The following is a 16,696-nucleotide window of genomic DNA, read 5'->3' as shown; positions in this document are numbered from 1 at the left end:
TAATGGACAGAGAAAACACCAAACCGCTCGCTTATTCGTACGTTCGCATGTCGACGGATATGCAGCTTAAGGGTAACAGTTTAGAACGACAGAAAGAAAAATCGAAAGAATATGCAATTCGGCATGATCTTCAATTGGTTGAAAACTTTGAAGATATCGGTGTTTCCGCATTCAAGGGTAGGAACATTAAAGATGGTATGCTGGGAGAATTTATCTCCCTTATCGAAAAGAAAACAATTCCCACCGGATCATATCTTTTAATTGAATCACTCGATCGTCTAAGTCGAGAAAATATACTTGAATCGATTCCACTATTCATAAAAATACTTAAGTCCGGAATCAAAATTGTTACGCTTATCGATGAGCAAGTGTACGGCGCGGAAAAAGCTGATTTCACGAATTTTCTATATCCGATGGTTGTACTGAGTCGTGCTCACGAGGAATCAGTTGCAAAAAGCTATCGAGTTGGCAAAGCTTGGGCGAATAAAAGAAAGAATATCAACGAGCGTAAACTGACAAAAATATGCCCCGCTTGGTTAAAATTAAATACAGATACAAACTCGTTTGAAGTTATTCCGGGCAGAGATGATGTAGTTAAACGTATATTTGATCTGGCCGATTCAGGATATGGTTCTTATTCTATTGGTCGCATTCTCAATAACGAATCTATTGCACCCTTTAGCGAAAATTCAAAGGGGTGGCATGCGTCATATATTACTAGAATAATTAACAACAGGTCGGTCTTGGGAGAGTTCCAACCTCATAAGTTTGTAAATGGAACTGCCGAGCCCGACGGTGATATAGTCCACGATTACTTTCCTCGGTTAATTGATGAAGAGCTGTTCTTGCGCATTAAACATGCGCGTCGGAAGCGACAGGTTGAAGGAGCAGGTCGAAAGGGTCCTCTGTATAGAAATTTATTTTCGAGAATTGCCAAATGTGCTTACTGTGGGACACCCATGCGCTTTGTGGACAAAGGACCTCCACCCAAAGGAGGGCAGTTCCTAAGATGCACCAACGCTGAACGTCATTTCGAATGTTCTGCATCCAGTTGGCGCTACGAGCATTTTGAAAACGTATTCCTCTTTTTTGTTCATGAGCTTGACCTCGTTGAAACTTTAAAACGTGCTGACGAACAATCAGAGCGATACACACTGGAGCAAAAACTGATCTCCATTAATGAAAATATGCGGGGTAAGAACGAATTACTGAATACGACTTTTGAAATGCTTCAAACAAGCAATACTGCCAAGGCTTTTGTCCAATCGAAAATTGAGGAAATCTCATCTGAAATTTTGGAACTTGAAAATCAGAAGGGAGCGGTGGAAGCCAAACTGGAGAAAGATGCTGCCCTCGCTCCGGTTGATGACCAACAGATCAAATCGTTGATCAAGGAACTTCAGGATGCTGACGATGGCGATCTGGAGCGAAAACGTCGTGTCGTTGCCAACAGACTCCAGATGATGATCAAATCTCTTACCCTTGCTCCGGACGGTTTGCGAAAAGATGCCGAAAAACTGGTGTTATCTCAATTTGGATCGTCTGAAGCGCTGTTCGATTTCTTTGAAACGGGAGCACAGTCAGGCGAGGTGAGCACAGGTATGTCCTTTTCCGTCGTTCTGTTGGACGGCATTATGAGAAGAGTGACTGTAAGCCGGAGAGAGCCTCTAAAAGTGATCCAACTGATAGCTGTCGATAAGCACGGGCTCATTATTGAAACTGAACAAACCCACGAAAGTCTGAAAATCTGACGCTGTTTTAGCGACAGAAATCCATTGCTATGGCCGTTTCGGAAGAACGCGTTGTCTTGACCTAAAATTGGCGGGATTCTCGTTTCACCAAGTAAGGAGAAACGATATGACGAAGCCGAAAAATGTCGCTGCCGTTCCCGCAGACAACGAGATCATCGAGGAAGCAATTTCTGATGGAAAAAAGATGATTGCTGCCGGGAAGTCCAAAATTGATACCGCGCTTGCCATTTACGAAAAGCTGGAAGGTATGGAGCAGGACGTAATCGTTAGAGCATTTGTCGAAGGCGCAACACTGACAGAAAAAGGCGCCCTCACGTATTGGTACAACTGCCGACGGCGTCTAGCTAAGGAACGCCGTAGTGAGCCCTGCTAACAATCACTAAATGCATTATCAAAATCCGTAAATGTTATATATGGGAGGTGGGGGCAAAACATTTACGGATTTCATATTTCCACCATCATCAACGATACGGGGGAAGGCGTGGAAAAAACTCTAAAATCGAATTGCCCCTCTCTCCCCATATTGCACTCGTCATCCTACGATTTTTGAGTTTTTTGCAGGGCTTCTCCCGGGACAAATAGCTCAATTTCCAATTCTGGATAATAATCCACCTGCAACTTCTTCAAGGCTTCAACCACCCTGTCTGTACCCGGCGTGCAGTGTGGTTCGAACGTCTTTCTTTTGCCGTTGTCGATATCGCTGATTTTGCACGGTATACCGCAAACCTCCAAGGCAATAACAAAGTCGGCATGTTTCATTTTTTGTTTGCTTCGGATGAGGTCGAACCCCGCTTGGTGCTGCTGATAAGCTCGTGTCAAGCTTTCCCGAAGCCTTTTTAAATCTCCGTTGGTTTGTCGCAGATACTTCTTGGATCGATCTCCGAGGGAATCCCTTGACGTGCAGTATGTTTTAAACGAGTTGAAATCCTCCAGTGTTTTTAGAACGTGTGGAGATTTCTTGTCGTAGTTTTCCCAGTTCTCGCGCACAAGATTGAATTCTGCAACGTTCTCCACCGGCCTCGTTTCGAACGTAAGGTGTATGTACTGCTTGCCTTCGAACTCAAAGATGGTATCGCGCGCGTTTATGGGCTTCCTTTTCCAGTCAAATTCCATTGAAAGTCGCTTGGTCACGGACCGAAAAACGAAATCGGTTTCGCCGCGCAGCATTTCTTTGATACCGACGCCCGAGTTGTATTGTATTTTTTGGTCGGGGCTCCGGTTTAAGAACAGGCGTAGCGTCTCCTGGTTCTCTTGAAACGGATCGTTGAGCGGATTTGTTTTGATGCCTCCTTTTTGTAAGACAATGCCGTTGTCGCCTTCGTCCGGTTTCAGCGTTGCCGCGCCTCGCGTTCGCCAGCCGACAGGTTGGCGAACTAAATGCTTAATCTCCAAAGGACTGCTTTCGTCCAAATGACTACGGGCATGTCGAAATGATTCGAATAACTCTCCGCTGGTTGCCTTTTTGATATTCTGGTCGCTGGCATTGGAGAGGAAGCCGTCTGTGGTGACACTGAAGACTTGTACGTCTTCAGGGAAACCGTTGAGAATTTCACCTAGGACTGCTCGCGTGTACGACGTGATAAATGATGCAAAATATGGCTGGGTGATCTTGCTCGGTGGAAGGGCTTCCATTCCATCGTTTTGTAGGTTGTACACTCGCTTTTCACGAAGACCTTGGGCCGTTTTTCCGTAGGTGCTGTTGCCGACCTCTTTCCAGAACAGGTTGTCAAAAGTTCCCTTCTTATGCGCTGTACGCTTTTCAATGCATTCCTTAATGAAATCCCTGAAAACTGGTTGCTTGGGATCAGATGGTACGTGAACGCCCTTGCGGAAAGTCAATAGAGCTCCGAGTTTCTGGGCAAGATACAGTTCGGGAGCCGAGCACTTCGAGTTGCCCTTACGAGGAAAGATGATTCCATTTGCCGTGCGGACGGGGAGAGTTGGGAAACGTACAGTTTCGGGGAACTCAAAGTCCACGGAGAAGAAACTGAGGTCGAGCGGTCCAACACCATCAAGCGTTGTCAGATTAGTGATATTGTCCCAGTCAGGCGTGCCTATCAGTGACATCGCTGTGGTATATGCAGAACTGAGATCGTGGTCCCTCCACTGACCTTCGTCTGCAATGCCGAATATGAACTGCTCGTTTCTTCCGCCATGGTAGGTCTCTGTGATGAACGCCTCGTTGAAATAAGCTTCCTCTTTCAGCGGTGTTACGGTCTTGATTTTGAAATACCCGTCTTTCTTGCTGAAAAATCTCTCTTTGATGGCCTCTCGCCCCAAAATTTGATTGCTATCCAAACCATCCTTTTGCCACCCGAGAAGCAGCAACCCGGTTCCAAAGGACGTCAACGTTGCAGGCATTTTGAAAGAGGTGAAAAGCGCTGTGCTCTGCTGAATTATCCGTTCAGCAAAACGGACGCACACTTGGGCATCGCGGATCGCATACTCACGAAACTCGTTCCACCGTTCCTTTCTGAAACGGGCCATATTTTCCTTGATTTCCCTCTCTTCATGCGGGGTCTGTCCGAGTCGGATTTTCGGGAAACCGAGAAGATCACCGATATCTGCAAGCGATTTTGCGTTGCTTGGAGCAAGCAGGATGGTGTCACGGATTATAACTGTAAACTCAGCAATCGCTGCATCTCCCTCGCCAAACGCCACTGGAATACCACTGTCAATGCTTACGAATGTGCTCCTGACGTTTGAAGTCAGTCGAGCGTTGTCCTTGAAATCACTGAATGCCGGGAAGTCGGCGCGAATGAAATGTCCTAGAAGATAGACGGACTTCGGCAACTTCACATCGGGAAATTTATCGATCAAAGATCCAACCGCGAAGCCCAGAAACTCGGCGAGTGTTAAACGCTGTTCTGCATCGGGAATAATAATTCCTTCTGTTTCAGGCTGGTTATGCTCTTCGTCTTGGGAAATCAGTTTGATTGAGAACTGGTAGGAAAGAAGCTCGTTTTTTGCACCTGCTTCAATGGAGCTTTCCTGCTCGTTTGCCCTTAAAGACTGATATTCGGTGTCAAAACCAAGGAGCAGATAAGCGCTCGGGTCCTTCTTTGTCTTTCGCTTTTTTCCGGCGACGGGCGGCTCAGAGATGTTCTCATTCTGAATAGAAACCGTTTTTGTTCTGCCCCCTTCATCGTCAGGTTCGATCTTGAAGGTGAATTTGTTCTCAAGCTTGGGCTTAGGCATCTACGCCCTTTCCGGATTCTACCACATCGATGTGTTGGGGAGCGTCGTCATAATCTCGAGGGCTTGCCAGAATACTTGATCTCATAGTGCCGTTGAACGTTCCCCTGCATCGGTAGGATATCTCGATATTCAAAAAGGGAACCTATGTTGCTGGTAAAACGTGGAAACTCGAAATTCTGGTATGCGCAGTTTCAAATTGAACATCAAACGATTGTCCGGTCAACAAAGACGACTGACCGCAGAGTTGCCCTGCAAGTCGCCGCCAAGATTCGGGCTAATTTCCACTCCGAGCTGCTACTTGGCAAAAAGGAGGCGATTACGTTGGAAACGGCTCTTCATCGATTTGCGAACTCGAAGCTTGGAACCCCGAACTACCGGAATCTGGAAAGTCAGATCAGGGTGATTCTGAAAATACTGAATGGCTCGATTCCTTTGACGAAGGTCAACTCCGACACACTGGAACGGTTTCGGCAAAAACGACTGTCCCAAGGATGCGCATCGCAGACTATCAAGCACGGCATGAACTGTCTGATAGGAGCGATCCAGCTTGCTCAGAAGGACGGCTATCAAAGTCCGTCAATCAGCGCGCCCCTCATTAGAACGCCCAATTCCAGAATGCGATATCTGAGTAATGAGGAAGAGCGTCGCCTGCTGCATGAACTGTCCCCCTCACGTGTCGCAAATGGCCTCTCTGCTGACCCATCCCGTCGAGGGGATCGCCAAAAATGGATGCAGGACAATTATGATCTCGTCGTTGTGCTAATCGATACTGGAGCGCGCTACAGCGAAATCTCTAACATTGCGTGGCAGGACATTGATTTGACCCGCGGTGAAATACGCCTGTGGCGTTCCAAAGTTCATAATGAGAGCGTGATCTACATGACGGATCGCGTGGAAACTATCCTTCACCGTCGACTGCGGGAAAGCGATGCGCCAACTGTTTTCGTGAACAAGGCCCGAGAGAGAAGAGGCTATTCGACCAACGCTATTCGTAAAGCCTTCCGTCGCGCGGGCCTTGATGATTGCAGTATTCACACGCTTCGTCATACGCACGCGACACGCCTTATTCAAAATGGACTGTCGATCCAAGAGGTCAAAGCCGTGCTTGGTCACTCTGATATTCGAACAACGATGCGATACGCCCATCTTGAACAGGCTGTTGTAACCCGCAAGGCTCGCGACGTTGTGAACGGCCTTAATGCTGTTAATTCCTCTGGGGACGGTATCCAAACCCTAAGCCGCTTCGCTCAAGGCTGACGTGCAACCGAAATCGAAGGCCTCATGCCTTGGAACTTCAAGTCCAACGCCATCGGCTGACCTCTCACTCTTTAAGGAGGCCCAAAACGGTTAGTCGGTTTTCGTATGGCAGAAGAGGTTGATGCCCCACAGTTAAAATAATTAAGCATCGTAAAAGCCGGCCTGAAGACAAAATTCTTTGTTGGGGCTTTGGTGCGGATGGCTCCATTACAAGCCCACTTGGAGCATTGCAGGCTATTGACCAAATTGCTTCGCGAGGGCTCGCACTTGAGCCGCAAGGGCCGTTTCTGCATTTTCCACAACGACGCCTTGGGCCTGATCGAAGCTATCGACTTGAAGTTCGTTGAGGCCAAAGAAGTCACGCGTATAAACGGCCTTCTCACTCCCCTCTACACTTATGAAAATAACAATATTCTTTGTATCAACCTGAACTGCTATCCGCTTCAAATGTTCGCCGTATGCATCGAAGTTAGGATGGATAAAGCGATAGTTTTCGCTATCTTGAAATTTCGCGGAGTCAGCCGTATCGACGACGAATGCGTCGCCTCTGCGTTTGAACTGCATGTTGCAGCGCTTGCAAGCGGCTGCGAGGTTCCAGACTGCATAACTGAACGGTTGGTAGACCGGCTTCCCTTTGGGAAGCACGTGTTCACGGTCGGTCATAAATGGCCCCGCACCGTTGAGGTTCGTTCGGCAATAACAACAGTTTCCGCCATGCCTCTGAAGATGATATGCAAGGATTCTGTCTTTGGCTGCCCTGAGCGCCTGCCGTTCGCTGCTGTCTTCGGGTATCCAGTCCCAAGGTTTTTCTGTTTTCAGCGCCTTTTCGACTGCCTTAGCTTCCTCTTCACCCAACTCAAAATCGGCTAGGGCGGGTAAATACCGATCAACCATCGTTTCTGTCGGCCTTGCGTATGTGGCGATCGACCTTTCCAATAAGGTCGCGAACTGCGTCGAAGAATTTTAACTGCTGACTATCAAAGCTGTTGCTCGCCATCTCGTTAACGCGAGCTATGGCATTATCGAAGGTGATTTCGCCTCGTTCGACTTGAGTGACAATTCCGACCATTTCTTCACTGACGAAATGGCTAGCGGGTGTGATCACGTCGAACGCTCGCCACAGAACCCCCTCAACGTTAGCAGCAGAAGCCTTAGCTTCCTGCAAATCGATTGCCTTGGGGGAACCATCTTGTATATGAAAGGCGGACACCATGTCTGGGACCGTTCCAAGGGCGCCGATAACGATCAGCGGAGCATGTGTTGCTATAACGATGGTTGCGTTGCGATAGGACGCTGCAGCTAGAATTTTATCGATATACTCCCGCTGCCAGCGTGGGTGCAAACTGTTCTCTGGCTCATCGATGACAATAATCGGATCCTCACCGAGTGAGCTCACAAGGAATACAAGTGAAGAAATCAACGACAGTTCGCCAGAACTCGCGTTCAAGAGCTCAATTATTTCGCCGTCGTTGCGCTCAAGGAAAACTTGAATTCCCCGTAACCTCCCTGAACGACGAAGGCTATTCTCGCTGCGTAAGATTGCGCCAAACTCACGACCAAGAGAGAACGAATATGCAGAATCCCCTTGGTCAACCCACAGAATTTCCTCTGGATTATGCCTGCGCAAAAAACCGACGACGGCATCGTAGTCGTTTGGATCGAAGAGATAATCCTCCGGATCTACTCGAGCTGTATAAAGGTCGACATCCACAAGAAACCCAAATCGGGGTCGATACCCACAGTATTCTAGTATCGAGCCGATCTGATAGAAGCGGGAATCCGGACGGTCGATTGTCCTTCCGAGTGCCCGCTTTACAATGTTCTTCGGCGTGTAACTGCCTTTGCCCGAGGCGATACGATTCAGCCCTCTCAACCCCGAAAATCGATCATGTGCTGTGTTGGAAATAATGGCCAAGCTTCGCTCACCACGGAGCTGCGAGACGAGCTCCCGAAGAAACCTGCTCTTACCCGAACCGTTGGGTCCGACGAGTATCGCCACTTTTTCGGTACTCGGCCATCGGTTCGCCAAGCCAAGTTGCTGTAGGTTCGAGGAAACCATATACTTTCCGAGAAACAAGTTTAAGGAGAGGAATGTCTGCCACACTACCGATCGGACAGAACTTTTCCAAGCCCTGCATGAGTGCGAACGTCATCAATTCGACGATTATTTTTGAGAACGTCGCACACGCGCCGAATTGCGCTTCACATGGCATCACCGATTGCAGGTACCGGCCAACCAAATGAATATCGTTGCTTTTGATCATTGGTGACTGGTGCTGATGGTAGCCTATGTCGACTCCAGCACGATGTCTGATTTTGGGCAAAGAGGCTAATGGTTGTTATGATCGAAATGAGGGCGCATAGCTGCCCCTCGAATGGATACCGTTTTCGTGAATACGGTCGGAGAGAGGAGAGGATATTCAGCTGTTGCCACCCGCAAAGCTTTTCGTCGTGCTGGCCTTCACGATTGCACTATTCACACTCTTCGCCATATGCATGCTACACGCCTTGTTCAAAACGGGCTCTCAATCCAAGAGGTCAAGACTGTGCTTGGTCACTCCGATATTCGAACTACGATGCGATTTGCCCATCTTGAACTGGCCTTTGTTGCCCGCAAGGCACGCGATGTTGTTAATGGCTTAAATGCGTTTAATTTCTCTGGGAACGGTAGAGCGTAAGCATCTCAAGCTTATTGCCTAGCGCGTACAACACCGGGAATCTCGCTGGAAAGCTTCGGCGTCGCTATAGTGGTACGGTTTCCTTCTGTTTTAAATGAACTGTGCGCGTTTCTACCGAACCCTCGGCATCAACTTAAAACGGAGTAATTCATATTATGTCCATTGCTCGACTATGTCTGGCCGGTCTCAAATTTACGGCCGTGGCCTAATCTTGGGTCAAATCTGTGGGACTTAGTAATCTGTAAGCTGGGCATTACGTCTGCGAGGACGCCCCAAACTGGTTAGTCGGATTCAGTGTGGCTGAAGATGATAATGCCGCGCAGTGGAGTACCCCCCATTTCCGACCCATATCAACCATTCGTAGGGCTTTTTGGCTCCTTCCGAAACCTGCTTCTCGTTCGGGGAAATGATGGCGGACAGAGCTTGGCCCGTAAACAGCCCGGCGGCTCCTTGGAATTCCACACAACACGTCGACATTCGCTAAGAGATTTCCTGCGGCAGCTCTCGTCCCTAGCGTGCTCTGCGGATACATTCAATTATTGTCCCCCCAATACGGAAATTCCAAAGAACATCATGTGGAGACCTGATAAAGAATCTCGATGCTTCAAGAGGCTGGCTCAATCCTTCGACACAATGTCGAACACGAGCTTGTTGTAGTTTGACGCTTTGGCGAAGTAGCCCAGCCTGTGACGACGATCGATCTTATTCAGTCCCCTGTGGCCGACCGCGCTAGACCATGACAACCAATCGGATTGCCCTGCGCCCAAATGGGTGTCGCGCAGCTCAACCAAACCATATCTCAAGTCCGGAATTTCGAGCAACTTAGCCTTTGAGATCGACTTAGCATTCGGGTGGTTGTAGAGCCTATCAATGATCTCGGACGCAGATGCGGTGTTCAAAAGCCGATCCTCAAGAATGTGAGTCAGCCAAAACAGCTGAAACTCATAGATCATCGCATCATTGTCGCGAAGTAGCTCCAAGACAAATGCAGCTATCCTTTCTTCGTCTTCCGCATCAAGGCAAAATGAGTAGATATTCTTAAATAAGTGCGGAAAGCGACGCGCTATATCTCCGAGGCGGTCGATGGCTTCTTCGGCGTGCTCGGCCATCAGAGACAGCACCAGCTCGGCATCCTCTTCTTCAATGTCATCTTGTTGCAGGAGGCCTCTCAGAAACCCCATTTCTTCGTCCGACAAATCTCGTTCAACTTCAATCTCTTCATCGGGAATACCGTCGTAGTCGGTGACGACAACTCTGCGCCTCTGAAGGAGCTTTGCCCTTACGTCTTCGATTGCAACCTCAAGTTCAACGTTCTCTCTCACTCCGCGACTGGTCTTGTTTGGATTGAGTGAAAGTCCTTTCTCACCTAATAGGCCTTGGATTGTAATGAAGTCGTGACTCAGATCACGCTGAGAGTCAGAGAACAAAACAAAATCATCCATAAACCTAACAATCGCGCTGCTGCGTAACCCATGGAACTGCTCTACGAAACGAAGGAAATCATTCCCGATCATTTTAGCTGGATAAATGCCTTGTGGCAGGCAATCGACCGAACGACCGGTGTTTATTTCTCGAAGAAACTGTCCAAACGCTTGATAATCCTGTTCTAACGCACCGATTCTGGATAACCAAGAAACGAGATCATGGTGGTAAATTGAGTTGAAATAGGCCGCTACATCGAAACTCAGACTATACTGGTACTGGTCTCGATACGCAGCTATGGCTCCCTTATATCCTCGAAATGATCCTGAAGGATTCAGTGGCTTACCCTCCTCAAATCTGTAGCCAAAATGCTTCTTGTGCTCGTGAAAGGGGGCTCTAAATCGGGTTCTATTTCTTAAAACGAGATCGTATATGAAGTATTCTGCCACAGGATCCAGTTTAACTGTTCGCCTCAGGTGAAACCCGGGTTTGCCAGCATAAACCCTTGTCTGCGAACGGAAAGAAAATGCCTCCTGGTCGGGATCAAGGCAACGTTTCAAAAACTCGGCGATTTCGTCCTGACCATTTTCGATCAGGTAGCGGTTTGTCGACATCGGAAAGAGCGTTCGACGATAGTCAGCAGAGTAGAAATCTAGGATCATTGTTTCCTGCAAATTTCATCAAGGCTCTTCAGTCAATCGGGCCGGTTGGGTTTTGCCCCAAAACTCTTGGTACTTGGGGCCGTGGCTTTCTGGTTGCTGACCTTTTTCTGGTTTGCGCATCATAATCGGCAATGGTGCAGGCAAATCGGGGCCAACAATGATCGCCTCGCCCTGTGACAAAGATGGGATGAAAGCAGCGGCGCTGCGATCAAGGTCACCGCATGCCCTTTCGACGGTCTCCCGGTCTCGGTCATTGGTAAGCCTATGAACAAAGAGGGTTCCGAGCTGGCTGAGGACATCCTGTGGTACATCTCTGGGACGCTGCGTTGCAATGACGGTGGTCAGCCCGTATTTCCGGCCTTCCTTTGCAATCAGACCAAAGGCATCAAGGTTGACGCTATTGAGTTCGTCGCCGACCGTCCGACCGATAAACTGGTGCGCTTCATCCAAGCAGCAAACTAGCGGGTTCTGGAGAAATCGACCTTTCCGTGCAAGACCAAGGAGATAGCGCCCTAGAGCGTTCAAAAGCAATTCTCGAGTATTGTGCTTAAAGCTTACTTTTTCGAAGGAGATCACCATCGCTCTGGCACCTGTATCGCCCAAGAAGTGTTCAATCTCGCTGCAAATGTCCAGACCATTGTTTGAAAACAGGCACGACAATTCTGGAGATGTCAAAAAGGTTTCAATTCGAATGATAAGCGAATTGCAATATCCTACAGAATTGTTGTCGAGTGAGCCGTATTTCGATGGGTCGTTGTTATGAACTGGCCTTACGCATTCGTTTCGCACTTGCCGTGACAGAGCGTTAAAGTCGAACCGGCAGGTTTCAACAGCCAAATCATCAGCGAGAATTAGCTCAGCTTGGCTGTATGCAATGCGGCTCTGGTTTGCTTTCTCAATAGTTCCTTGCTCTTCAACGACGATATTTCCGACTTGTTGGTCACCCCTGTGGATCAAAATACTTAGCCCGGCACCGTTCTGTGCGACAGGAAACCGTTCTGCGTTAGCTGTTAAAATCCGAGCCATACGCAGACTCTTGGTTGCACTCCGGAGGGTCGGTCCCTGACTTTGACCAGTTGGTGTGAGAAGCGCGTGGAGGTCTAGTTCCGACAACTTCTCGCTAGGGAACCGCACCAAGGGTTGGTTTTCTTTGCCCGCTTCGCTGAACGAATACTGCCACGCGCCAGCTACCTTCCCTGTGAATTCGCCGGTGGGATCAAATAGAATACATTTCCCACCGATACGTACAATCTCATTGACGAGATGCGACACCGTCCAGCTCTTCCCCCCGCCTGTCGCACCAAAGACCCCGCAATGGCGACCAAAAAGTTTCTCCGGAGGAATGCTAAGTGCAGCGTCATTTAGCCCAGAAAGATGGCCCAATTCCACAAGTAGCGGTCCTCCGTCACGCTGAGCGTCGCCCTCGAGAGCATCCTTGATGGAATTGGACAGCGCCCCACCTTCAGCGAGATAGACCCCATCGCCTACCCTTGGCTGGGTGTTGATGCCGCGGGTGACCTTTCGAGTAGTCTTGCTTACTGTCGCCAATAGCTGAACGCGCCCCTGCGGCTCAACCGAAGGATCGTTTTCAATCTGGTGATCTAGAGCTGTCCGTTGTCGATCAGGAATTCCAACCTCCGTCACGCGGCCCAAGATTGCGGTACGGTCACAATCGACAAAAACAAAATCGCCAACGGAGCCTCTTGCAAGCCCACGCTGACCGAGGGCCGCAAGTGCACGCGGCAAAGTCAGCTCAACAGCGCTCGCCGTTACGCGGGTGACCGTTCCGATGCGCTTGGACGGGTCGATCAGGGAAGAAAGCTCGATCATGCGATGTCGCCTTCGCGCAGCTTCTCAAGCCGGTCCTGCAAAAGCTGGCGATCCGTCTTGCCTGATATCATCGGCAGGGCATCGGCAAGGTCTTCGAAACGGCCATTCAACATCGTAATGCGCGTATCGCCCTGTTGCACAAGCCGCGCGATCTTGCTCGGGTAGTGGCGTTGTCCGCCCAGATCGATGTCTATTTCCTGCGCATCTTCATCGAATAACTTATGATGTTCTATAAAACCCCTATCACAGAGCACAAGGCGCAACGACAGGTTCGTTTCGATGGCGGACCATATCGGCGCACTGATATGGTCGTCCGCGAATCCAAAACCAGAAACTATCAGCGCCGTGTCGGGTTCTCGTAGTGCTGCTTGCAAGGCCGCGAACATATCAAGATAGGGGCTTTCGAAAGCCTCCTGATACTTCGAAGATCGTGGATAAATCAGGACCGGCTTGCGGTTCTCTCCGGTGGCATCGAGGCTACGAATAACAACCTGATCAGTCCGTCGCCGCCAATCGACCGATCCATGCATTTTGTAGAGGTGAAATACGCCATCGAGATAATCGGCCTTCGTACCGGATGCGGCTCGTCGCACGATATCATGGTCGAAGTTGTCGCGATTAAACCGCTGTTCTGCACTGTGGGAAAAACCGTCGATTAGGACAACTCCCAAGCGGAGGCTAGCTGTCTCAATACATAGATCGTAATTCGTCGTGAACAGCTTCACTCGGGGCTTTTCCGGAGATCTGCGCGCGAACTTTTTAAGAAATGCCGAGTGCGCGGGCAAACCCGTAGCTGCGTCAACGAAACCCACTTGGCCCAAGATTGCGTTCTCAGCGACGCGAACAAACTCAACAAGCTCTTCTAAAAAAGGCTTATCAGCAAAATTAGGGTCGTTTTTTGCAAGAACGCAGAGCAGCTCGATTTGCATTTTACAGAGGCTCAATAGGCTCTCGATATCCCCGGCGTTCTGTTTTCCCTCGCTGTCGTTCTGCGGAAGGCTGCCCATTACTTTCTTTGCCAGATCATCAAACTTTTTATGGTCGATCAAATTATCTTCAGAAACGGCGTCTCGCACGGCATGCCATAGATCGCCCATTCCCGGGGCTTTCGACCCCCCTTCATTTTTAGCTGAGAAGGACGCCCCAGACCCCAGCAGCACTAGGACATTGGTCGAGTGCAGTGCTGCCAACAGGGCATCTTCTACCTGATCCTTGCATCCGGCTTTGGGTTGCTTGCGGGGGTCATCTGGGTCTTCTTTCTCCCCCTCCCAACGCAGCCACTTTCCGTCGCGCGTTAAAAGGCGCAATAATTCTTTCTTACCTACCTGCTCTCCATCCCAAAAATTAATCAATACCACCACCTCAAAACGCAATCCTGACGTGAATTTAATTGGGTTGATCACCCAAGTAAATCATCTACAACTGGGGGAAGTACAAATGGTTTAAGTTACTGGAATCCTGACTGAATCAATTGCAGTCTTTCAAGTCTGTACGAAATCTTGCGAACGCCCGTATTGAAGGCCCTTTGCCGTCAAAGTGCAGCTCCGCCACGTCTTTTCCACGTCTACGATATCATCGAACTTCTGGAATGCGACCGGCGCTTTTACGCCTTGAGGATGCCTTTCGCATAGATCTCCGGCTCAATCTTCTCGGAAAGAGCACGATAGGACGCATCGATTTCACCTTGGCGAGCAGAAACCGCTATACCTTGGCCGACCAACGCCTCTAATGTATTGCGAATCTGATACCAGCCCACGTCGGGCCTGTTTAGCTTGAAATCGTCGCGAATGCTCTTCGCGATCTGCTTCTTCTCGACGGCTTTGAAGTACGCCGCCCAGACCTTTCGCCCATCAGCCAGAACCTTCTTGGCTTCCTTTGAGAGCTTTAGAGTTGCGAGATGGCTCGACATAAAGTCAGATTCGAAGCGGCTTGACGCCCCCACTTCCTCCTCAGAGTAAGGGATAAAATGGTTCACCAGTGACCAGCTCTTTCCCTGCCAAACAAGGCCATCGGCGCCGACAGAAAGGTTCCTATTGTTAAAGAGCATCCAGACTAGGCAATCGTTGGCCATCTCTTCGGGGATGTCGTGGGAAGGTATAAGGAATTGGTCGCGATCGTTAAGCCAGGTCTGCCGGATGATACGCCTTGCGGTGAACACGACAGCAGACTGCCGCAGGTTTTCCTTTGTCACCAGAAAGCCCCCGGCGCTGGCGTAACCGGAAGAAAAGAGAACGGTGACGCCCGCGTTCTGGAGGTCTGATCCCTTGCTGATCATACCGCCAATGGCACCGTCAGCCCACTTAGTGCCCCGAACATCACCTGTGCGTGTGGTTGGCTCAAGCGCATTTGTCAGGGGCAACGCCGGTGTCGCATTGGGCTTCGCGCGCTTGATCCAGGCATTGAGCAACCCGTCTTTTGGGACGTCGTAGAAGCGTTTTGCCCCGATCGGCTTGGCATGCGTGTTGAGCACCTCCGCCTCGATTTCAAATGGCTCCTTGCGTTTCTTGGCTGTGTCCCATACCAAAAAACCAATGGGAAACTCACCTTTCAGCCCGTCGAAAGTATGGCTGGGGACGACGAACCCGCCCAGATATCGGGCATTCCACTTATCACGGAAGCCGTCGAAGTTCGGAGCGTTGACGTACTTGAGCTTTGAGAACATGGCCACGATTGCATTGGGGAGCTCGGTCTGGATTCGCAGCAGGAACTGGATGAAAAGTTCCCTTCGCGCGAACCCAACGTTACCGCCCAAAGCACGTCCCACCACCGTGGTCGCTACGCCTGTGCCGGCATTCATGGCCTCGGCATAGGGAGGGTTGATTAGTACGACGATCTTCTCCTTGGCGGCGATGGTGTCCCGGAGTTCCTTCGGGAGCTTGTTCGTGAGACTGTAGTCTATCTTGCCGTCTTCGGTGACATCGTCGTTGAGATAGTCGTACTGGAATCGGTGAGCGGCAACACAGGTCTTGGTCGCCTTCATAACATCGACATCGGACTGGTCGAGGGTCGACATGAACAGGTTGCGGTGATTAGAGTGTTTGACTTCGAGGTTCCCGACCCCGCAGCACATGTCCCAGACTTTGTACTTCTTCTGCCAGTTTTTCCCCAGCACGAAGGCCAGATGATCATAGGCTTTGTCGACGACATGCAGCGGGGTGTAGAATGCGCCCTTGAAGACGCGCTCCACAACCGGGATTAGGCTGTCTCTGCGCTCGAGAATCTCGTTCCGATAGTCCTTCTTGGGAGGGCGGTGGTAAATTGACCAGAAGCGACGGTAGCCTTCTACGTTGCGAAGGGCATGTAACTTACCGTGAAGGTCGAACACCGGATCACCGTCCCTGAAGAGCAGTGTGGCGGTCAGATCTTTGTGAGTCGAAACGGTGCCGTCATTCATGATGTCGGCAAAGAAGAGAAGGTTGAAGCTGTCTTCCTCGACATCCTCGATCTCCTGACCGATCATTTCCACCCACTTATCGAACACCTGCTTGAGATTGTCCGGGGTGATCTGAGTCCGGATAATAGCGCCGGACGCGATTGCGTCCTTTACCGTCGTGACGAACTCTGCGGCATCGTTCTCGATATTGAAGGCCACGAAGTGCGTGCCGATGTGTATTGAGATCGCATCCACGGCCTCCTTAGGCACTGCTGAAGCAGACTTGCCCCACTTGATGGTCTTCTTAGCCAAGAACGGGATCACGTGGCTGCTCTGCATCAGAGCCGCCTTCTCAGTGTCTATTACACACAGCAACGCCGGAACATGCTCGCCCTTGTTCAACGCCACCTGCACTGGACTTCCCCTTCAAAAGTGGAGGGCTTCTGTTAAATAAAAGTGACAGGAGAGTTAGAATTGAAGCAGCGAGAATTTACAGAAGAGTTCAAACGCGAAGCCGTTCGTATT

Annotated in this window: 11 protein-coding genes; 4 read left to right on the top strand and 7 right to left on the bottom strand. The window is 49.9% G+C overall.

Going from position 1 to position 16,696, the window contains the following annotated elements:
• Nucleotides 1-2: 2 nt before the first annotated feature.
• Together ABE530_RS00055 and ABE530_RS00050 are read left to right on the top strand one after the other, a co-directional pair.
• On the top strand, nt 3-1,751 hold the full coding sequence (locus ABE530_RS00055) for a recombinase family protein (RefSeq protein ID WP_499693228.1): 1,749 nt from the start codon (nt 3-5) through the stop codon (nt 1,749-1,751).
• Between the two features lie 106 nt (nt 1,752-1,857).
• On the top strand, nt 1,858-2,124 hold the full coding sequence (locus tag ABE530_RS00050) for a hypothetical protein (protein WP_499693227.1): 267 nt from the start codon (nt 1,858-1,860) through the stop codon (nt 2,122-2,124).
• A 164-nt stretch (nt 2,125-2,288) separates the two neighbouring features.
• Here the strand turns inward: ABE530_RS00050 and ABE530_RS00045 are convergent, their stop codons facing one another.
• Nucleotides 2,289-4,949 (bottom strand): DNA polymerase, encoded by a 2,661-nt coding sequence (locus ABE530_RS00045; RefSeq protein ID WP_499693226.1) that lies wholly within the window; start codon nt 4,947-4,949, stop codon nt 2,289-2,291.
• Nucleotides 4,950-5,093: 144 nt separating this feature from the next.
• Here ABE530_RS00045 and ABE530_RS00040 point away from each other — a divergent pair, with 144 nt between their 5' ends.
• Entirely contained in the window at nt 5,094-6,206 is a 1,113-nt protein-coding gene (locus tag ABE530_RS00040) for a tyrosine-type recombinase/integrase (protein WP_499693225.1), read from the top strand.
• 234 nt (nt 6,207-6,440) lie between these two features.
• On the opposite strand, the gene ABE530_RS00035 is transcribed toward ABE530_RS00040, so the two are convergent.
• Nucleotides 6,441-7,100 carry an HNH endonuclease gene (locus ABE530_RS00035; protein ID WP_499693224.1) on the bottom strand — a complete coding sequence of 220 codons (660 nt, stop codon included), beginning with the start codon at nt 7,098-7,100 and terminating at the stop codon, nt 6,441-6,443.
• Complete coding sequence (locus tag ABE530_RS00030; protein WP_499693223.1) at nt 7,093-8,121, bottom strand: ATP-binding protein; 1,029 nt, start codon at nt 8,119-8,121, stop codon at nt 7,093-7,095. The genes ABE530_RS00035 and ABE530_RS00030 overlap by 8 nt, the downstream gene beginning before the upstream one ends.
• Before the next feature lie 460 nt (nt 8,122-8,581).
• Between ABE530_RS00030 and ABE530_RS00025 the strand changes: the two genes are divergently transcribed.
• Nucleotides 8,582-8,884 carry a tyrosine-type recombinase/integrase gene (locus tag ABE530_RS00025; protein ID WP_499693222.1) on the top strand — a complete coding sequence of 101 codons (303 nt, stop codon included), beginning with the start codon at nt 8,582-8,584 and terminating at the stop codon, nt 8,882-8,884.
• Between the two features lie 617 nt (nt 8,885-9,501).
• On the opposite strand, the gene drt5 is transcribed toward ABE530_RS00025, so the two are convergent.
• From drt5 to ABE530_RS00005, 4 genes are all read right to left on the bottom strand, one after another.
• On the bottom strand, nt 9,502-10,968 hold the full coding sequence (gene drt5 / locus ABE530_RS00020; protein WP_499693221.1) for an antiviral reverse transcriptase Drt5: 1,467 nt from the start codon (nt 10,966-10,968) through the stop codon (nt 9,502-9,504).
• Between the two features lie 18 nt (nt 10,969-10,986).
• A complete protein-coding gene (locus ABE530_RS00015) occupies nt 10,987-12,798 on the bottom strand; it encodes an ATP-binding protein (protein WP_499693220.1) in 1,812 nt (603 codons plus the stop codon).
• Nucleotides 12,795-14,201, bottom strand: a complete 1,407-nt coding sequence (locus ABE530_RS00010; RefSeq protein WP_499693219.1) for an SIR2 family protein — start codon at nt 14,199-14,201, stop codon at nt 12,795-12,797. The genes ABE530_RS00015 and ABE530_RS00010 overlap by 4 nt, the downstream gene beginning before the upstream one ends.
• Before the next feature lie 200 nt (nt 14,202-14,401).
• Nucleotides 14,402-16,585 carry a hypothetical protein gene (locus ABE530_RS00005; protein WP_499693218.1) on the bottom strand — a complete coding sequence of 728 codons (2,184 nt, stop codon included), beginning with the start codon at nt 16,583-16,585 and terminating at the stop codon, nt 14,402-14,404.
• Between the last annotated feature and the right edge of the window lie 111 nt (nt 16,586-16,696).

Source organism: Brucella sp. TWI559, assembly GCF_039674265.1.
Taxonomy (GTDB): domain Bacteria; phylum Pseudomonadota; class Alphaproteobacteria; order Rhizobiales; family Rhizobiaceae; genus Brucella; species Brucella chromiisoli.
This window is presented reverse-complemented; position numbering and strand designations above follow the sequence as displayed.

Coding starts and splice junctions, on each gene's coding strand:
- ABE530_RS00055 (WP_499693228.1), top strand. CDS start 3: ATGGACAGAGAAAACACCAAACCGCTCGCTTATTCGTACGTTCGCATG.
- ABE530_RS00050 (WP_499693227.1), top strand. CDS start 1,858: ATGACGAAGCCGAAAAATGTCGCTGCCGTTCCCGCAGACAACGAGATC.
- ABE530_RS00045 (WP_499693226.1), bottom strand. CDS start 4,949: ATGCCTAAGCCCAAGCTTGAGAACAAATTCACCTTCAAGATCGAACCT.
- ABE530_RS00040 (WP_499693225.1), top strand. CDS start 5,094: ATGTTGCTGGTAAAACGTGGAAACTCGAAATTCTGGTATGCGCAGTTT.
- ABE530_RS00035 (WP_499693224.1), bottom strand. CDS start 7,100: ATGGTTGATCGGTATTTACCCGCCCTAGCCGATTTTGAGTTGGGTGAA.
- ABE530_RS00025 (WP_499693222.1), top strand. CDS start 8,582: ATGGATACCGTTTTCGTGAATACGGTCGGAGAGAGGAGAGGATATTCA.
- drt5 (WP_499693221.1), bottom strand. CDS start 10,968: ATGATCCTAGATTTCTACTCTGCTGACTATCGTCGAACGCTCTTTCCG.
- ABE530_RS00015 (WP_499693220.1), bottom strand. CDS start 12,798: ATGATCGAGCTTTCTTCCCTGATCGACCCGTCCAAGCGCATCGGAACG.